This window comes from Cryobacterium cryoconiti, assembly GCF_004403065.1.
In the GTDB taxonomy this organism is placed as follows: domain Bacteria; phylum Actinomycetota; class Actinomycetes; order Actinomycetales; family Microbacteriaceae; genus Cryobacterium; species Cryobacterium cryoconiti.
In genome coordinates this window covers 16,103-33,468 of record NZ_SOHA01000041.1, presented here as the reverse complement: position 1 = coordinate 33,468, position 17,366 = coordinate 16,103, and the positions used below count along the sequence as shown (strand labels likewise).

Annotated in this window: 18 protein-coding genes; 16 read left to right on the top strand and 2 right to left on the bottom strand. The window is 68.3% G+C overall.

Annotated features, from left to right (window positions below; translation table 11 throughout):
* Positions 1–74 precede the first annotated feature (74 nt).
* Positions 75–776 carry a transcriptional repressor LexA gene (lexA, locus tag E3T49_RS14495; RefSeq protein WP_134425615.1) on the bottom strand — a complete coding sequence of 234 codons (702 nt, stop codon included), beginning with the start codon at positions 774–776 and terminating at the stop codon, positions 75–77.
* 283 nt (positions 777–1,059) lie between these two features.
* Here lexA and E3T49_RS14490 point away from each other — a divergent pair, with 283 nt between their 5' ends.
* From E3T49_RS14490 to E3T49_RS14455, 8 genes are all read left to right on the top strand, one after another.
* Positions 1,060–1,416, top strand: a complete 357-nt coding sequence (locus E3T49_RS14490; protein WP_134425614.1) for a LysM peptidoglycan-binding domain-containing protein — start codon at positions 1,060–1,062, stop codon at positions 1,414–1,416.
* A 69-nt stretch (positions 1,417–1,485) separates the two neighbouring features.
* Complete coding sequence (locus tag E3T49_RS14485) at positions 1,486–2,574, top strand: histidinol-phosphate transaminase (RefSeq protein ID WP_134425613.1); 1,089 nt, start codon at positions 1,486–1,488, stop codon at positions 2,572–2,574.
* Positions 2,575–2,600: 26 nt separating this feature from the next.
* Complete coding sequence (gene hisB / locus E3T49_RS14480; protein WP_134425612.1) at positions 2,601–3,224, top strand: imidazoleglycerol-phosphate dehydratase HisB; 624 nt, start codon at positions 2,601–2,603, stop codon at positions 3,222–3,224.
* Positions 3,221–3,853 carry an imidazole glycerol phosphate synthase subunit HisH gene (gene hisH / locus E3T49_RS14475; RefSeq protein WP_134425611.1) on the top strand — a complete coding sequence of 211 codons (633 nt, stop codon included), beginning with the start codon at positions 3,221–3,223 and terminating at the stop codon, positions 3,851–3,853. The genes hisB and hisH overlap by 4 nt, the downstream gene beginning before the upstream one ends.
* Positions 3,854–3,908: 55 nt before the next feature.
* Positions 3,909–4,655 (top strand): bifunctional 1-(5-phosphoribosyl)-5-((5-phosphoribosylamino)methylideneamino)imidazole-4-carboxamide isomerase/phosphoribosylanthranilate isomerase PriA, encoded by a 747-nt coding sequence (priA, locus tag E3T49_RS14470; RefSeq protein WP_134425610.1) that lies wholly within the window; start codon positions 3,909–3,911, stop codon positions 4,653–4,655.
* Positions 4,639–5,439: an SseB family protein gene (locus E3T49_RS14465; RefSeq protein ID WP_134425609.1), complete on the top strand. Its 801-nt coding sequence runs from the start codon at positions 4,639–4,641 to the stop codon at positions 5,437–5,439. The genes priA and E3T49_RS14465 overlap by 17 nt, the downstream gene beginning before the upstream one ends.
* A 153-nt stretch (positions 5,440–5,592) precedes the next feature.
* Positions 5,593–10,239, top strand: coding sequence for an ATP-dependent helicase (locus E3T49_RS14460; RefSeq protein WP_134425608.1), 4,647 nt, complete (start codon positions 5,593–5,595; stop codon positions 10,237–10,239).
* Positions 10,240–10,247: 8 nt separating this feature from the next.
* On the top strand, positions 10,248–11,027 hold the full coding sequence (locus E3T49_RS14455; protein WP_134425607.1) for a DNA-formamidopyrimidine glycosylase family protein: 780 nt from the start codon (positions 10,248–10,250) through the stop codon (positions 11,025–11,027).
* 92 nt (positions 11,028–11,119) lie between these two features.
* Here the strand turns inward: E3T49_RS14455 and E3T49_RS14450 are convergent, their stop codons facing one another.
* Positions 11,120–11,467 carry a DUF1844 domain-containing protein gene (locus tag E3T49_RS14450; RefSeq protein ID WP_134425606.1) on the bottom strand — a complete coding sequence of 116 codons (348 nt, stop codon included), beginning with the start codon at positions 11,465–11,467 and terminating at the stop codon, positions 11,120–11,122.
* 286 nt (positions 11,468–11,753) lie between these two features.
* On the opposite strand from E3T49_RS14450, the gene infC reads away from it, so the two are divergent.
* The 8 genes from infC to E3T49_RS14410 all read left to right on the top strand — a co-directional run bounded on the left by infC (position 11,754) and on the right by E3T49_RS14410 (position 17,354).
* On the top strand, positions 11,754–12,380 hold the full coding sequence (infC, locus tag E3T49_RS14445; RefSeq protein WP_104101226.1) for a translation initiation factor IF-3: 627 nt from the start codon (positions 11,754–11,756) through the stop codon (positions 12,378–12,380).
* Complete coding sequence (gene rpmI / locus E3T49_RS14440; RefSeq protein ID WP_104101228.1) at positions 12,373–12,567, top strand: 50S ribosomal protein L35; 195 nt, start codon at positions 12,373–12,375, stop codon at positions 12,565–12,567. The genes infC and rpmI overlap by 8 nt, the downstream gene beginning before the upstream one ends.
* 27 nt (positions 12,568–12,594) lie before the next feature.
* Positions 12,595–12,981, top strand: a complete 387-nt coding sequence (gene rplT, locus E3T49_RS14435) for a 50S ribosomal protein L20 (protein ID WP_134369906.1) — start codon at positions 12,595–12,597, stop codon at positions 12,979–12,981.
* A gap of 126 nt (positions 12,982–13,107) precedes the next feature.
* Positions 13,108–13,908 (top strand): TrmH family RNA methyltransferase, encoded by an 801-nt coding sequence (locus E3T49_RS14430; RefSeq protein WP_134425605.1) that lies wholly within the window; start codon positions 13,108–13,110, stop codon positions 13,906–13,908.
* A gap of 70 nt (positions 13,909–13,978) precedes the next feature.
* A complete protein-coding gene (locus tag E3T49_RS14425) occupies positions 13,979–14,767 on the top strand; it encodes an amino acid ABC transporter ATP-binding protein (protein ID WP_134425604.1) in 789 nt (262 codons plus the stop codon).
* Positions 14,768–14,825: 58 nt separating this feature from the next.
* Positions 14,826–15,674, top strand: a complete 849-nt coding sequence (locus tag E3T49_RS14420) for a glutamate ABC transporter substrate-binding protein (RefSeq protein ID WP_241972843.1) — start codon at positions 14,826–14,828, stop codon at positions 15,672–15,674.
* A 121-nt stretch (positions 15,675–15,795) separates the two neighbouring features.
* Entirely contained in the window at positions 15,796–16,443 is a 648-nt protein-coding gene (locus E3T49_RS14415) for an amino acid ABC transporter permease (RefSeq protein ID WP_134425602.1), read from the top strand.
* Complete coding sequence (locus E3T49_RS14410; protein ID WP_134425601.1) at positions 16,440–17,354, top strand: amino acid ABC transporter permease; 915 nt, start codon at positions 16,440–16,442, stop codon at positions 17,352–17,354. Before E3T49_RS14415 ends, E3T49_RS14410 begins: the two co-directional genes overlap by 4 nt.
* Positions 17,355–17,366: the final 12 nt, after the last annotated feature.

Here is a 17,366-nt window from a genome sequence, read left to right as displayed (position 1 = left end):
GACCCGACAAATCAGAGTCTCCACGACGCTGGTCGAGCCTGTCGAGACCGCGAGACCCCGAGCCGTGATCCGGCCTACACCGAGCGCAGCACCGCCACGACCTTGCCGAGAATCTCGGCGTGGTCGCCGACGATCGGTTCGAAGTTCGTGTTGCGGGGGAGCAGCCAGGTGTGTCCGTCGCGCTGGCGGAACACCTTCACGGTGGCCTCGTTGTCGAGCATGGCCGCGACGATCTCGCCGTTCTCCGCGGTCTTCTGCTGCCGAACGACGACCCAGTCACCATCCATGATGGCCGCGTCGATCATGGACTCGCCCGTCACCTTGAGCATGAAGAGATCGCCCTTACCGACGAGCTGGCGGGGGAGCGGGAAGATCTCGTCGATCTGCTGTTCGGCGGTGATCGGAATTCCGGCCGCAATGCGGCCGACGAGCGGCACCATCGCGGCATCACCGACCTGGACCCCGGTGTGGAAACTCTCCGTGCCGGACGTGGCGTCTTCGGGCGACTGCGGAATCTCGATCAGAACTTCGAGGGCGCGGGGACGATTCGGGTCGCGGCGCAGATAACCGCTCAGTTCAAGCTGGTTGAGCTGGTGGGTGACGCTCGACAGGGAGGCGAGCCCGACGGCGTCGCCGATCTCGCGCATGCTCGGCGGATAACCGCGCTGGCTGACCGAGCGCTGGATCACGTCGAGGATGGCGAGCTGTTTCTCGCTCAGGCTCTTGCGCCGTCTGGTGCCGCCCTTGTCGCGGGGACCGCTGGTGTCTTGTGCCACGTTCGTCGCTCCTCGTTTTGAGTGGTGCGCTGGCAGCAGCCGTGACGGCGACCGTTTCACGCGAATGTCGGGGGTGCCTGATTGAGTTTCAATCAGACAATCGAAACTGTATCCATCTCACGCTCAGAAAACAAACATGTATTCGAGTGTGTCGGAAAAATCTTTTCAGAAAGTACCGAATAGGGCTTGATTGTTCGAAATATCGAATATACATTCGGAACATAAGTTCGCATCCGGCTCTCCCGGCCGAGAGCCGGATGCGTCTTCTTACAGGAGGTTGGATATGAGCACTGCACTTGATCTTGGCGCCCCCATCGCGACAGGGCGCAGCCGACTGCGTCTGACCCGGCGCGGTCGCGTTGTTTTCACGGCGCTGGCGGGCCTTCCGCTCGTGGCCGCGGCACTCGTCGTCGTTCTGAACGGCGGACTGGCAGCCGCCGAGAGCTCGACGGTCGGCCGTGTGGCCACGGCCTTCGACTACGTGACCATTCAATCGGGGCAGTCGCTCTGGCAACTCGCCGAGACCATCGCCCCGACGTCCGACCCGCGCGACGTCATCGCCGAGATCGTGAGCCTCAACCAGCTCCCGTCCGACAGCGTGCAGCCCGGTCAGAGGCTCGCCCTGCCGAACGAGTTTTGATTCACTCAGTCCTGGTCCAGCGGGCCCTGATTCGGCCGAACCCGTTCGTGCGATACGTCCGCCGGTAATATGGGGGGAGTGACCAGTCTCAGCGACCTGCCCCTCCGCGATAATCTGCGCGGACTCACTCCCTACGGGGCCCCCCAACTGCATGTGCCGGTGGCCCTCAATGTGAATGAGAACACACACGGAATCCCGGACGAGGTGGCGCAGGACATCGTCTCTGCGCTGGCGGTCGCGGTGAAAACCGTCAACCGGTATCCCGATCGGGAATTCACAGAACTGCGCGATTCCCTCGCCCGATACCTCGGCCATGGGCTGACCCGCAAGAACATCTGGGCGGCGAACGGGTCCAACGAGGTGCTGCAGCAGGTGCTTCAGGCCTTCGGTGGTCCCGGGCGGTCCGTGCTCGGGTTTGCACCGACATACTCGATGTACCCGCTGCTCGCCTCCGGAACCGGCACCCGCTGGATCGCCGGCGGGCGCGACGCCGACTTCGAGCTCAGCCCGGCCACGGCCGTCGACTGGGTCAACCGGGTCGCCCCCGACCTCGTCTTCCTCTGCTCGCCGAACAACCCCACCGGCACACCGCTGTCCCTGGACACCATCGCGGCCGTCTACGACGCGACCGACGGTGTCGTCGTCGTCGACGAGGCCTATTACGAGTTCGGCCCGACCGACGCGCCGAGTGCGCTCAGCCTGCTGCCCGGCCGGGAGCGTCTGCTGGTCTCCCGCACCATGAGCAAGGCGTTCGCCTTCGCCGGAGCCCGCGTCGGGTATCTGGCCGCCGACCCGGCCGTGACGGATGCGCTGCGCCTCGTGCGCCTGCCGTACCACCTGTCGGCGCTCACCCAGGCGGCCGCAGTCGCCGCCCTCGCCCACACGCCGGCGATGCTCGCGATGGTCGACGACATCCGCTCCCAGCGCGACCGCATCTCGGCCGAACTGACTTGCCTCGGGTACTCGCCGCTGCGCAGTGCGAGCAACTTCGTGCTGTTCGGCGGGGTCGAAGACCCGCGGGCCACGTTCGAAGCCCTGCTGGCCGACGGCGTCCTCGTGCGGGACGTCGGCATCCCCGGCCACCTGCGAGTCAGCGCCGGCACCGAAGCGGAGACGACCGCCTTCCTCACCGCCATCGAAGCGCTCGGGCAGCCGTGACCGGATCAGGCCAATAAACTAGGCGTATGAGCTTCTCTTCAGCGTCCACTCCGCCCCGTTTCGCCCACCTGCAGCGTGAGACGAGCGAGTCGAGCATCGACCTGTCGCTCAACCTCGACGGCACCGGTGAGTCCGACATTCAGACCTCGGTCCCGTTCTACGACCACCTGTTGACCGCGTTCGCGAAACACTCGCTGACCGACCTCACGGTGCGGGCGCGCGGTGACATCGAGATCGACGTGCACCACACCGTCGAAGACGTCGGAATCCTGCTCGGGCAGGCCATCAAGCAGGCCCTCGGGGACAAATCCGGCATCTCCCGGTACGGCGACGCCCTGGTGCCGCTCGACGAGGCGCTCGTGCAGGCCGTCGTCGACATCTCCGGACGCCCGTACCTCGTGCACCGGGGAGAACCGGCGGGTTTCGAATTCCACCTGATCGGAGGCCACTTCACCGGATCGATGGTGCGCCACGTGTTCGAGGCCGTGGCCTTCAACGCCGGCCTCACCGTGCACGTCACGGTACAGGGCGGTCGCGACCCGCACCACATCGCCGAAGCCGAGTTCAAGGCCTTCGCCCGTGCCTTCCGGCAGGCCAAGGCGCTCGACCCGCTGGTGTCGGGCATCCCGTCCACCAAGGGTGCACTGTGACCAACGTCGTCGTCTTCGACTACGGCACGGGAAACGTGCACTCGGCAGTCAAGGCTCTCGAGCTGGCCGGGGCTGTCGTCACGCTGACCAGCGATCGCCGTGAAGCGCTCGAGGCCGACGGCCTGGTCGTGCCCGGTGTGGGGGCGTTCAGCGCCGTGATGCAGGCGCTGACCGCCGTGCGGGGCGATGAGATCATCGACCGGCGGATCGCGGGCGGACGCCCGGTGCTCGGCATCTGCGTGGGCATGCAGGTCATGTTCGAGCACGGCGTCGAACGCGGAATCGACACGGAAGGCCTCGGCGAATGGCCGGGCACCGTGACCCGGCTGGACGCGCCCGTTCTGCCGCACATGGGCTGGGACACGGTCACGCCGGGGGAAGGGTCAGCCCTCTTCCGCGGCATCGAGCAGGAGCGGTTCTACTTCGTGCACTCCTATGCCGCCCAGGACTGGACCCTCGACGTCATGCCGCCGTTCCCGAAGCCGATTCTCACCTGGTCCGAGCACGGTCGGCCGTTCCTGGCCGCCATCGAGAACGGACCGCTCACAGCCACCCAGTTCCACCCGGAGAAATCCGGTGAGGCCGGCATCCGTCTGCTCAGCAACTGGCTGGGCACCCTCCACGACTAGCTTCCCCTTTCCTGACTGAACCGGTCGCCGCGACCACTCCCAACCGAGGACACCCATGACTGAGAACAACCCTGCCCCCCGTCTCGTTCTGCTGCCCGCCGTCGACGTCGCCGACGGCAAAGCCGTGCGCTTGACCCAGGGTGAGGCCGGTACCGAGACCAACTACGGTGACCCCGTCGACGCGGCCCGGGACTGGGCTCGCCAGGGTGCGGAGTGGATCCACCTCGTCGACCTCGACGCCGCGTTCGGGCGCGGTAACAACACGGATGTCATCCGCACCGTGATCCGCGAGGTCACGGGCGTGAAGATCGAGCTGTCCGGCGGCATCCGCGACGATGCGTCGCTGGACGCTGCGCTGAATGCGGGCGTCAGCCGGATCAACCTCGGCACCGCCGCCCTGGAAGACCCGGAGTGGGCCGCCCAGGTCATCGCCCGGCACGGGGACGCCGTCGCTGTCGGCCTCGACGTGCGCGGAACGACCCTCGCCGCCCGCGGCTGGACCAAGGAGGGCGGCGACCTCTGGCAGGTGCTCGCCCGCCTCGAAGAGGCGGGCTGCTCCCGCTACGTCGTCACCGACGTGACCAAGGACGGCACACTGCAGGGCCCGAACATCGACCTGCTCCGCCAGGTGATGGAGCGCACCGACCGCCCGGTCGTCGCCTCCGGCGGCATCTCCAGCCTCGACGACCTCCGCGCGCTGCGCGAACTGGTGCCGCTCGGCCTCGAGGGTGCCATTGTCGGCAAGGCCCTCTACGCGGGGGCGTTCACCCTGGGCGAGGCGCTGGATGTCGCGGGCGCGTAACCTCGGCTCCACCGGCCTGCCCGGCGGCCCCGGCGGCGGCGATTCCGCGGGGCAGCCGTGGGCCGGGCGCACGTTCTCGCCCAGCCTGCACTCCGACGACGACGGGCTGGCACCGGAGTTCCTGCTCGAGGCGCTGCACCGGTTCCACTCCCGGGAGGCAGGCGAGGAGACGGTCGTCGACGCCCTGCGCACGGCCCGTCTGCTCATCCCCCTGGTCACCGCGCTCGGCGACTCGGGCACCACCGACGCCGGTCTCGTCGTCGACAAGACCCAGGAACTCTCGATCATCACCGTCGCCGGACCCGACGGACGCACGGTGTTGCCGGTGTTCTCCTCCGTTGCCGCGATGTCGGCCTGGAACACGCAGGCTCGTCCCGTGCCGTCCGACGGCATCCGGGTGGCGCTGGCCGCGGCCCAGGACGACACCGACCTGGTCGTGCTCGACCCGACCGCGCCGACCGAGTTCGTCGTGCGCCGGCCCGCCCTGTGGGCCATCGCGCAGTCCCTGCCCTGGACGCCCAGTTACGCCAGCCGGCCCGTCGCGGAGGCCTTCGCCGAGTCCGTCGCCTCCGAACTGAGCGTGCTCGGAGTGGAGCTGGCCCCGGGCGACCCGGCCGCCCGGCTCGCCGGCCCGGAACTGGTCGTGCGCCTCGAACTCGTGGACGGCCTGACCCGCACCGAACTCGACGCGACCCTTGCCCGGCTCGCCGCCCGCTGGTCGGCGAGCGACCTGATCGCCACGCAGGTCGACTCGCTCACCGTGCAGCTCGTCGCCTCCAAGTAGTCGGCCGCATCCGTGCTCCTGACGAATTCGACGGAGATTTTGCCCAAAACGCCCCGTTTGTGGTCAAAATCGCGTGTTTGACTCGAAATCTCCGTCGAATTTGTTCGAGCGGGCGCGGTGGGTGATGTCAGACGTATCGGCGAGGATGGACACATGAACGAGGTTCTGCACCGATTCACACCGGCGACCCGGGCCTGGTTCGCGCAGGCCTTCGCCGCACCCACCGAGGCGCAGCTCGGGGCGTGGGATGCGATCTCCCGCGGCGCCCACGCGCTGGTCGTGGCTCCCACCGGGTCCGGCAAGACGCTCGCCGCGTTTCTCTGGGCCATCGATCGCCTGGCGGCAGCGCCCTCCGCAGCCCCGTCCAACGCAGCGGCGGCGCCACCGGCAGCGGTTCCGGCACCCCCGCGCACCCGCGTGCTCTACATCTCGCCGCTCAAGGCGCTCGGCGTCGACGTGGAACGCAACCTGCGTGCGCCACTGGTGGGCATCGTCCAGGCTGCCGAGAGACTCGGATTCGCACCTCCTCAGGTGACCGTCGGGGTGCGGTCGGGGGACACCCCGGCCGCCGAGCGCCGCAGCCTGGTCAAAACACCGCCGGACATCCTCATCACGACCCCCGAATCGCTGTTCCTCATGCTCACCTCGGCCGCGCGCGAATCCCTGCGCGGCGTCGACACGGTCATCATCGACGAGGTGCACGCGGTCGCGGCGAGCAAGCGCGGCGCGCACCTGGCCGTCTCCCTGGAACGCCTCGACGACCTGCTGGAGCATCCGGCGCAGCGCATCGGGCTGTCGGCCACCGTGCGACCGGCGGCCGAGGTCGCCCGGTTCCTCGGCGGATCCGCGGCCGTGGAGATCGTGGCGCCGGTGTCGACGAAACGATTCGACCTCAGCGTGGTCGTACCCGTCGACGATATGAGCCAGGTCGGCCCGGTGCCGGTGCGGGAGGGGGCCACGGCCGCGGCCGCCCCGCAGACCGGATCCATCTGGCCGCATGTGGAGGAGGCCATCGTTGACGAGGTGCTGGCGCACACCTCCTCGATCGTCTTCGCGAACTCCCGCCGGCTGGCCGAACGCCTCACCGCTCGCTTCAACGAGATCTATGCACAGCGCCTGGAAGATGCCCTGGAGCCGGCGCTGGTGCCGGCCGGCGCAACGGCGTCCCGCGCGCCGGCCGCCCTCATGGGCGCGAGCGGCCACAGCGACGGAGCCGAGCCGCTGCTCGCCCGAGCCCACCACGGCTCCGTGAGCAAGGAGCAGCGGGCCCTGATCGAAGACGACCTCAAAGCCGGGCGTCTGCGGTGCGTGGTGGCCACGTCCAGCCTGGAGCTCGGCATCGACATGGGCGCCGTCGACCTGGTCGTGCAGGTGGAGTCCCCGCCGTCGGTGGCGAGCGGACTGCAACGCATCGGCCGGGCCGGGCACCAGGTGGGCGAGGTCTCCCGCGGCGTGATCTTCCCCAAGCACCGGGCCGATCTCATCCATGCGGCCGTCGCCGCCGAGCGCATGGCCGCCGGCCTGATCGAATCGCTCCAGGTGCCGTCCAACCCGCTCGACATCCTCGCCCAGCAGACCGTGGCAGCCACCGCCCTGGAACCCATCCACGCCGAGGAATGGTTCGACACCGTCCGCCGCGCCGCGCCCTTCCACTCGCTCCCGCGGTCTGCCTACGAGGCCACCCTCGACCTGCTCGCCGGCCGGTACCCGTCCGACCAGTTCGCCGAACTGCGCCCGCGCATCGTCTGGGACCGGGACACCGGCATCCTCACGGGCCGTCCCGGCGCCCAGCGTCTGGCCGTGACCAGCGGCGGCACCATCCCCGACCGAGGCCTGTTCGGCGTCTTCATGGTCGGCGGCGACGAGACCACCGGCCGCCGGGTCGGAGAACTCGACGAAGAGATGGTCTACGAGTCCCGGGTCGGCGACGTCTTCGCCCTCGGCACGACCAGCTGGCGCATCCAGGAGATCACACACGACCGGGTGCTCGTGCTCCCCGCGTTCGGCGAGCCGGGGCGGCTGCCGTTCTGGAAGGGCGACGGCCTGGGGCGGCCGGCCGAGCTCGGCGAGGCGATCGGGGCGTTCCTGCGGGAGCTGTCGGCGCTCCCCGCCGACGAGGCGCGGATTCGCTGCCGGACCGGCGGCCTCGACGAGCGGGCCGGCAACAACCTGCTGGCCTTCCTGGCGGAGCAGCGCGCCGCGACCGGCCACCTTCCGACGGATCACACCCTCGTCGTCGAGCGCTTCCGTGACGAACTCGGCGACTGGCGGGTGGTGCTGCACTCCCCGTTCGGGCTGCAGGTGCACGCCCCCTGGGCCCTGGCCGTCGGTGCCCGCGTGCGGGAGCGCTACGGGCTCGACGGGGCCTGCGTCGCCAGCGACGACGGCATCGTCGTTCGCATCCCCGACACCGAGTCCGACCCGCCCGGCAGCTCCCTCTTCGTTTTCGACCCGGCCGAGCTCGAACAGCTGGTCACCGACGAGGTCGGCGGATCGGCTCTGTTCGCCGCACGGTTCCGCGAGTGCGCCGCCCGGGCCCTGCTGCTCCCGCGCTACAACCCGGGTCGCCGGTCGCCGTTGTGGCAGCAGCGGCAGAAGGCCGCCCAACTGCTCGACGTGGCCCGCGCCTTCCCCACCTTCCCGATCATTCTCGAGACCGTGCGCGAGTGCCTGCAGGACGTCTACGATCTGCCCGCGCTGCTGGCCCTCACCCGCCGCATCGACAGTCGGGCACTGCGCCTGGTCGAGACCCAGACGGATGCCGCCAGCCCCTTCGCGAGCACCCTCCTCTTCGGCTACGTGGCCGCGTTTATGTACGAGGGGGATTCCCCGCTCGCCGAGCGACGCGCCACCGCGCTCTCGCTCGACTCCAGCCTGCTGGCGGAGCTCCTCGGCCGGGTGGAGCTGCGGGAGCTGCTCGACCCGGCCGTGATCGAACAGACCGACCTGGAACTGCAACGGCTCGCCCCCGATCGGAAGGCGCGCGGCGTGGAAGGCATCGCCGACCTGCTCCGCGGCCTCGGACCGCTCACCGAGGCGGAGGTGGCCGCCCGCCTCGACCCGGCCGTTGCCCCGGGAGCAGCCGAGGGCCTGCAGGTCCTTGTCGGCACCCGCCGCATCATCTCGGTCGGATTCGCCGGCCAGCAGTGGTGGGCGGCCATCGAAGACTCCGCCCGGCTCCGTGACGCGCTCGGGGTTCCCCTGCCGCAGGGGGTTCCGGCGGTGTTCACCGAGCCGGTGCCCGACCCGCTCGGCGACTTGATCAGCCGCTACGCCCGCACCCACGGGCCGTTCACCCTCGCCGAGGTGGCCGCGCGGTTCGGACTCGGCCCGGCGGTCGCCCTTGTCGCCCTCCGACGCCTCGGCGGAGCCCGCCGCCTCATGGAGGGCGAATTCCGTCCGCACGGGTCCGGGCCGGAGTGGTGCGACGCCGAGGTTCTGCGGCGCCTCCGCCGTCGGTCCCTGGCCGCGCTCCGGCACGAGGTGGAGCCGGTCGACCAGGTCACCATGGGCCGGTTCCTGCCGGCCTGGCAGCACGTGGGCGGGCGCCTGCGCGGAATCGACGGCGTCGCATCCGTCATCGAGCAGTTGGAGGGCGCGCGCATTCCCGCGTCGGCCTGGGAGAGCCTCGTGCTGCCGTCCCGCGTCTCCGACTACCGGCCGGCCCTGCTCGACGAGCTCACCAATACGGGCGAGGTGCTCTGGGCAGGCGCCGGCACGCTGGCCGGCAACGACGGCTGGGTCAGCCTGCACCTGCGCGACACAGCGCCGCTCACCCTGCCGCTGCCCACCCCGTTGGAGACCACGGCGCTGCAGCAGGAGATCCTGTCGACCCTGGCCGGTGGGGGAGGGTTCTTCTTCCGGCAGCTGGCGGATGCCGTCGGCAGCCAGGACGACGCCGCCCTTGCCGCCGCCCTCTGGGACCTGGTCTGGGCGGGGTTGGTGGGCAACGACACGTTCGCCCCCGTGCGCGCCCTGCTCTCCGGCGGGCGTGCGGCGCACAGCACCCGCCGGCCGGCCCCGCGGGCACGCTTGCACGGCGGGCGGATCCCGGCGCGGGGCACCCTGCCCTCCCGCACCGGGCCGCCCACCGTGTCCGGCCGCTGGTCGATCGTGCCCGTCGCCGACGACTCACCCACCCGGCGGGCGCACGCCCTCGGCGAGACGTTGCTTGAACGCTACGGCGTCGTCACGCGCGGCGCGGTGATGGGTGAGGGCGTGACCGGCGGGTTCGCGCTCGCCTACCGCACCCTCAGCGGCTTCGAGGAGATGGGCCGGTGCCGGCGCGGCTACTTCATCGAGGGGCTCGGCGCCGCCCAGTTCGCCACGGTCGGCACGATCGACCGGCTGCGGTCCTTCGTGGCCGAGGGGCAGCATGCGCAGCACGCCGCCGTCACCCTGGCCGCCACCGACCCGGCCAACCCGTACGGCTCCGTGCTGCCCTGGCCGCCGCTGCCGACCGGAACCGGGCACCGCCCGGGGCGCAAGGCCGGTGCGCTGGTCGTGCTCGTCGACGGCGCGTTGGTGCTCTACGTCGAGCGCGGCGGCAAGACCGTGCTCGCCTTCGACGTGGCAGCCGACCCGGCCGCGCCGGACGGAGGTGCGGAACCGGCCGCCGAAACGGATGCCGTGGTGACCGCCGCCGCCGCGTCCCTCGCCCGCACGGTCACCGCCGGGCGGGTCGCGAAGATCGGCGTGGAAACCGTCAACGGGGTGTTCGTGATCGGAACCCCGGTGGGCACCGCCCTGCAGGCGGCCGGCTTCGACGTCACCCCGCGGGGGCTGAAACTGCATGCTTGAGAACCGCCATGCCTGAGGGCGACACCGTCTACCGCAGCGCCCAGAACCTCCACCGAGCCCTCGCCGGTGGCCGGCTCACCCGCTGCGATGTGCGGGTGCCGGCCTTCGCCACCGTCGACCTGACCGGGGAGACCGTGCACGAGGTTCTCAGCCGCGGCAAGCATCTGCTGATGCGCGTGGGGGAGGCCAGCATCCACTCGCATCTGAAGATGGAGGGGTCGTGGCACGTCTACCGCCCGGGGAGCGCGTGGCGCCGCCCCGCATTCCAGGCCCGCATCGTGCTCGAGACGGCGGAGTGGGTTGCGGTGGGCTTCGAGCTCGGGCTTCTCGAGGTGGTGCCGATCTCCGCCGAGGCCGGTCTGCTGGACTACCTCGGGCCTGACCTGCTCGGCCCTGACTGGCACGCGGAGGAGGCGGTTCGGCGCGTCGAGAGCCGGCCCGACCGGCCCGTCGCCGTCGCGCTGGCCGACCAGGGCAATCTGGCCGGACTCGGCAACGAGTACGTCACCGAACTGTGCTTCCTGCGCGGCCTGCTGCCGACCCGACCGGTCGGCGAGGTGACGGATGTGCCGGGGCTGGTGGCCCTGGCCCGTCGCCTGATCCTGGCGAACCGCGACCGGACGGACCGGATCACGACCGGCAACGGCCGCCGGGGCATGCAGAGCTGGGTCTTCGGCCGTGCCGGCCAGCCCTGCCGGCGCTGCGGCAGCACCATCCAGCGCGGACTCCTCGGCCGCTCGGACCTCGAGCTGCGGGTGACCGCCTGGTGCCCCCGATGCCAGACCTGAAGAAACCCGCCGAACCGACAAGAAAAGGGGGGTGCGGTGACATCCGCACCCCCCCCAAGCTGTCGGTTCGCCGGGTTTCTGAGTGAGGGGGGCTAGTTGACCGGGCCGGTGAACTTCTCGCCCGGGCCCTGGCCGATCGCGTCGGGGATGGCCGAGGCCTCGCGGAACGCCAGCTGCAGCGACCGCAGGCCGTCGCGGAGGCTGCGCGCATGCATGTCGGCGATGTCCGGGGCGGCGGCGGTGATCAGTCCGGCCAGGGCCGTGATCAGCTTGCGCGCCTCGTCCAGGTCGATCTGGTTGTCCGGGTCGTCGGCGAGGCCGACCTTGACCGCGGCGGCGCTCATCAGGTGGACGGAGGCCGTCGTGATGATCTCCACGGCCGGCACATCGGCGATATCGCGTGTCGCCTGGGCGGCATCCTGGTCGTTGCTATTGCTCACTGCATTCCTCTGTTAGACTCGTCCGGGCTCCGAGATGCAAGTCTCGGTACGAAAGTGGATAATCTCCCACCCGCGCATACCGCTTCATCAAGGTTACCGGGTAGTTGCACTCCGCCTTCGCGGCGCTGGACTCCGACAGGAGTCCGGTTCGTGAAGGTAGACAGGGTGTCGTCTGTGATGTACGAGGAGAAATCCTCGGCAATCCAGACGCGATCTTCCTCTCTTCGTCTCCGGGCGACATCCGTCACCTGGCTGTAGCCACGATGCATGAGAAGAGGAGAGACGCATCAGCGATCCCCGTACAAATGACCGTATCCGCGTCCCCGAAGTTCGTCTCGTTGGTCCCAACGGCGAACAGGTAGGGGTCGTGGCCATCGATGTTGCGCTGCGCCTTGCACAGGAGGCCGACCTTGACCTCGTTGAGGTTGCACCGACCTCCAAGCCGCCAGTTGCCAAGATCATGGACTACGGCAAGTTCAAGTACGAAGCTGCGCAGAAGGCGAAAGAAGCCCGGCGCAACCAGGCGAACACGATCCTGAAAGAGGTTCGTTTTCGTCTCAAGATCGATAAGCACGACTACGAGACCAAGCGCAAACGCGCCGAAGGCTTCCTGAAGGCCGGCGACAAGGTCAAGGCCATGATTCTGTTCCGTGGCCGTGAACAGTCCCGTCCCGACCAGGGCGTACGTCTGCTCCAAAAATTTGCCGAGGATGTAGCCGAGTTCGGTTCCGTGGAATCGAGCCCGACCATCGACGGTCGAAACATGGTCATGGTCGTTGGCCCGCTGAAGAACAAAGCGGAAGCCAAGGCTGAGATCAACGCACACAAGGCTGCCGATCGGGCAGAAAAGGTAGCCGACAAGGCTGACAAAGTTGCTGATAAGGCAGCGAAACTGGAGGAAAAAGATGCCTAAGATGAAGACCCACTCCGGGACGAAGAAACGTTTCAAGGTCACCGGTTCCGGCAAGATCATGAAGCAGCAGGCCGGCCTGCGCCACAACCTCGAGGTCAAGAGCACCCAGCGCAAGTCCCGCCTGAACCACGACCAGGTGCTGGCCAAGGCCGACACCAAGGTCATCAAGAAGCTTCTCGGTCGCTAGACCCGTACCCCGTAAGGAACTAAGAAAATGGCAAGAGTAAAGAGGGCCGTCAACGCCCACAAGAGTCGTCGCGTAATTCTCGAACGCGCCAAGGGCTACCGCGGCCAGCGCTCGCGTCTGGTGACCAAGGCCAAGGAGCAGCTGACTCACTCCTTCACCTACAGCTACCGTGACCGTCGTGCACGCAAGGGTGACTTCCGTCGCCTGTGGATCCAGCGGATCAACGCTGCGTCCCGTGCGAACGGCCTGACCTACAACCGTCTGATCCAGGGCCTCGCCCTGGCCGGCATCCAGGTCGACCGTCGCATGCTGGCCGAGCTGGCCGTCAACGAGCCCGCCACGTTCGCGGCCATCGTCGAGAGCGCCAAGGCAGCACTGCCCGCCGACACGTCGGCACCCAAGGTCGCCGCGTAGCTTTCCGCCGGCACCGGCACCATCACGCACTCTTCACGGGAGCGGGCCCAGCGCCCGCTCCCGTTTTGCGTGCCAGTGCGCCTGCCAGAGCGCCCCGGGTGCGGCCTCGGCAAGTAAGCTGGAGGCATGTTAGATAATCCCCGTTCTCCGCGTGTGCGGGCTGTCGCGAAACTGGCGAATCGAGCCGCTCGCTCTGAGACGGGGCTGTTCCTGCTGGAAGGCCCCCAGGCCGTCTCCGAAGCCCTGAACTTCCGACCCGAACTCGTCGTCGAACTGTTCGTGACCCCCACCGCCCTCGAGCGTCACCCCGAAATCGCGCAGGTTGCGCAAGAGGTGGGTGCCGACCTCGAATTCGTCACCGAGCAGGTGCTCGAAACCATGGCCGACACCGTCACGCCCCAGGGCTTCGTCGCGGTGTGCCGCCAGTTCCCGACCTCCGTCAAGGACATCTTCGCGGGCGAGCCGAAGCTCATCGCCATCCTCGAAGAGGTGCGCGACCCCGGCAACGCCGGCACCATCATCCGTGCGGCGGATGCCGCGGGCGCCGACGCCGTGATCCTCACCGGCCGCAGCGTGGACCTCTACAACCCGAAGGTCGTGCGTTCCTCGACCGGGTCCATCTTCCACCTTCCCGTCGCCGTCAGCGCCACGCTGTCCGACGTGCGCGAGCGGGCCCGGTTCGCCGGCCTGCAGATCTTCGCCGCCGACGTCAAGGGCACGGACCTTCTCGCCGCCCGCACGGAGGGGCTCCTGGTCGCGCCGACAGCGTGGTTGTTCGGCAACGAGGCCCGCGGCCTCACCGACGAGGACCTCGCCCTGGTCGACCGGTCCATTTCGGTGCCCATCTACGGTCACGCCGAATCGATGAACCTGGCCACGGCCGCCAGTGTTTGCCTGTACGAAAGTGCTTTCGCGCAGCGCAGCTGATCATCACAGCTCGGTAACCACGCACGCCGGTGGTTCTGAAGGACCCTCCCTCTAGCCTAGGTTGGGGGACATGGAGCCTACAGATTCTGCGCCGGCGACGTCCAACATCACGGTGTTGCGCGGTGAGCCTCTCGTCGTGATCAGCGACGTCGACAAGCACTACGGTGAACTTCACGTGCTGAAGAAGATCAACGCCGTCGTCAACCGGGGTGAGGTCGTCGTGGTGATCGGGCCCAGTGGTTCCGGCAAGTCCACCCTGTGCCGGGCCATCAACCGGCTCGAGACCATCGACGCCGGCGTGATCACGATCGACGGCGTGAAGCTGCCGGCCGAGGGCAAGGCGCTGGCCAAGTTGCGTGCCGACGTCGGCATGGTGTTCCAGGCGTTCAACCTGTTCGCCCACAAGACCGTTCTCGAGAACGTCACCCTCGGACCGATCAAGGTTCGCGGGCTGTCGAAGGCCGAGGCCGAGGAGAAGGCCATGGTGCTCCTCGAGCGCGTCGGTGTGGCCAACCAGGCGAAGAAGATGCCGGCCCAGCTGTCCGGCGGGCAGCAGCAGCGCGTCGCGATCGCACGGGCCCTGGCCATGGACCCCAAGGTCATCCTGCTCGACGAGCCCACCAGCGCGCTCGACCCCGAGATGATCAACGAGGTGCTCGAGGTCATGATCAACCTCGCCAACGACGGCATGACCATGATCGTCGTCACGCACGAGATGGGCTTCGCCCGTCGTGCCGCCGACCGCGTCATCTTCATGGCCGAGGGCGAGATCGTCGAAGAGACCACGCCCGAGCAGTTCTTCACGAACCCCCAGAGCACGAGAGCGAAAGACTTCCTCTCCAAAATACTTGCCCACTAACCGGTGTGCAGGACGACACAGCAATCAGGAGATACCCATGAGACTCAAAAAAGGTCTAATGATTTCGGCCATTGCCCTCGCAAGCGCCCTCACTCTCAGCGGATGCACCGATTCCGCTGAGACGCCTGAGGCTGCTCCGGTTGAGGAAACGGTTGAGTTCGAAGCCGGTACCACCATGGCCAAGCTGAACGAGGCCGGCAAGATCACCATCGGCACCAAGTTCGACCAGCCGCTCTTCGGCCTCAAGGGCCCGGACGACAAGCCGGTCGGTTTCGACGTGGAGATGGGCAAGCTCATCGCCGCCAAGCTCGGCATCTCCGCCGAGAACATCAAGTGGACCGAGACCGTGTCCGCGAACCGCGAGCCCTTCCTGCAGAACGGCCAGGTCGACCTCGTCGTCGCGACCTACACGATCAACGACACCCGCAAGGAGGTCGTCGACTTCGCCGGACCGTACTACCTGGCCGGTCAGGACCTGCTCGTGCTCGCCGGCAACCCCGACAAGATCACCGGCCCGGACGACCTCGCCGGCAAGCCCGTCTGCACCGTGAGCGGTTCGACGTCGGAGAAGAACATCGCCGCGTACACCGACAACGTGATCGCGACCGACACGTACTCCAACTGCCTCGGCCCGCTGCGCAGCGGCGAGGTTGTCGCCGTGACCACGGACAACGTCATTCTGGCCGGCCTCGCCGACCAGAACGCCGGTGAGTTCGAGGTTGTCGACAACCCCTTCACCGAGGAGCCCTACGGCATCGGCCTGAAGAAGGACGACACGGAGTTCCGCACCTTCATCAACGATGTCCTCGAAGAGTCCTTCGACGACGGCACCTGGGCCAAGGCCTGGGAAGCGACCGCCGGCACGGTGCTCGAGACCCCGACCCCGCCGACCGTCAACCGGTACTAGGCACAACCAGCACCACACGCTGACCGGGGCGGCCGGTCTCAAAGAACGGCCGCCCCGATCATCACGTTCCACGTGCACCCGCACGATACCCAGACAGTCACTACAGAAGAGGAGGTGAGTTGTGGACGCAGTCATCGAAAACCTTCCCGTGTTCCTGGAAGGCTTCAAGAACACGTTGGGCCTTCTGCTTCTGTCCGGCACGGGAGCGCTCGTGCTCGGCATCATCATCGCTGCCATGCGCATCTCGCCCGTCGCATCCCTGCGCGGATTCGCCACGGTCTACACCGAGATCGTGCGCAACACCCCGCTCACCCTGGTGCTGTTCTTCTGCGCCTTCATCCTGCCGTACCTGCAGTTCTCCCCGGGCTACTTCGTGCTCGCCATGATCGGCCTCACGGTCTACACCTCGCCGTTCGTCGCCGAAGCGCTGCGCTCGGGCGTCAACGGCGTGCACGTGGGCCAGGCCGAGGCCGCCCGCAGCGTGGGACTGACCTTCACCCAGACCCTCTCCTTCGTGGTCATGCCGCAGGCCGTGCGCATGGTCGTCCCGCCGCTGATCAACGTGTTCATCGCCCTGACGAAGAACACCTCCGTCGCCGGTGCATTCTTCGTCTTCGAACTGTTCGGCGCCGCCCGCAAGGTCACCAACGACCGCGGCGACCAGGTGCTCGCCATCCTGCTCGCGGTCGCGGCCTTCTACCTCCTGGTCACCATCTCGCTCGGCCTGATCGCCGCGCGGGTCGAGAAGAAGGTGGCGGTACTCCGATGACCTCCGTGCTCTATGACGCTCCCGGCCCGAAGGCCATCCTGCGGTCCCGCATTTTCTCCGTGGTCACCGCACTGCTCATCGCCGCGGGCCTCGTCTGGCTCATCCTGGCCCTGGGCGCGCCCAAGACCAGTGCCAACGGCGCCGTGCAGCCGGGACTGTGGGATCCGACCCGCTGGGATGTCTTCTCCGACCGCGAGGTCTGGCGCACCCTCGGCCGCGGAGCCCTGAACACCCTCCGGATGGCCGGCGTCGCCGCGGTGTTCGCGCTGCTGCTCGGCGTTCTGTTCTCGTTCGGACGCGTGTCCGACACCAAATGGATTCGGATTCCGACCACGGTCGTGCTCGAATTCGTGCGCGGCATGCCCGTGCTGCTGATGATGCTCTTCATCCTGCTCGTCTTCTCCACCGGCTCCTTCTGGGCCGGCGTCGCCGCTCTCTCCGTCTACAACGGCGCGATCATCGGCGAGGCGCTCCGGGCCGGCATCAAGAGCCTGCCCCGCGGCCAGCGCGAGGCCGGGCTGGCCATCGGGCTCACCCCGGTGGCGACACGATTGCGGATCGAGTTCCCCCAGGCGTTCCGGCAGATGCTGCCGATCATCATCGCGCAGCTCGTCGTACTCCTCAAGGACACGTCCCTGGCCTTCGTGGTCGGCTACGAGGAACTGCTCCGCAGCGGCACCTCGATGACGAACTTCTTCGGCAGCCGCTATTCCTTCTCCTTCTTCCTGGTTGTGCTCGCGATCTACCTGACGATGAACCTGCTGCTCTCCTGGCTGGCCCGCGTCATCGCCCGTCGCACCGGCTCCAAGTCCGGTGGCGTGACGACGGAGACGAAGGCTCCGCCCGAGAAGCCCCTCGACCCCGAGCTGGTCTACCCGGCGGCGCTGGGCAACCAGATGGGCAAGCCGTAGGCGCAGCAGCAC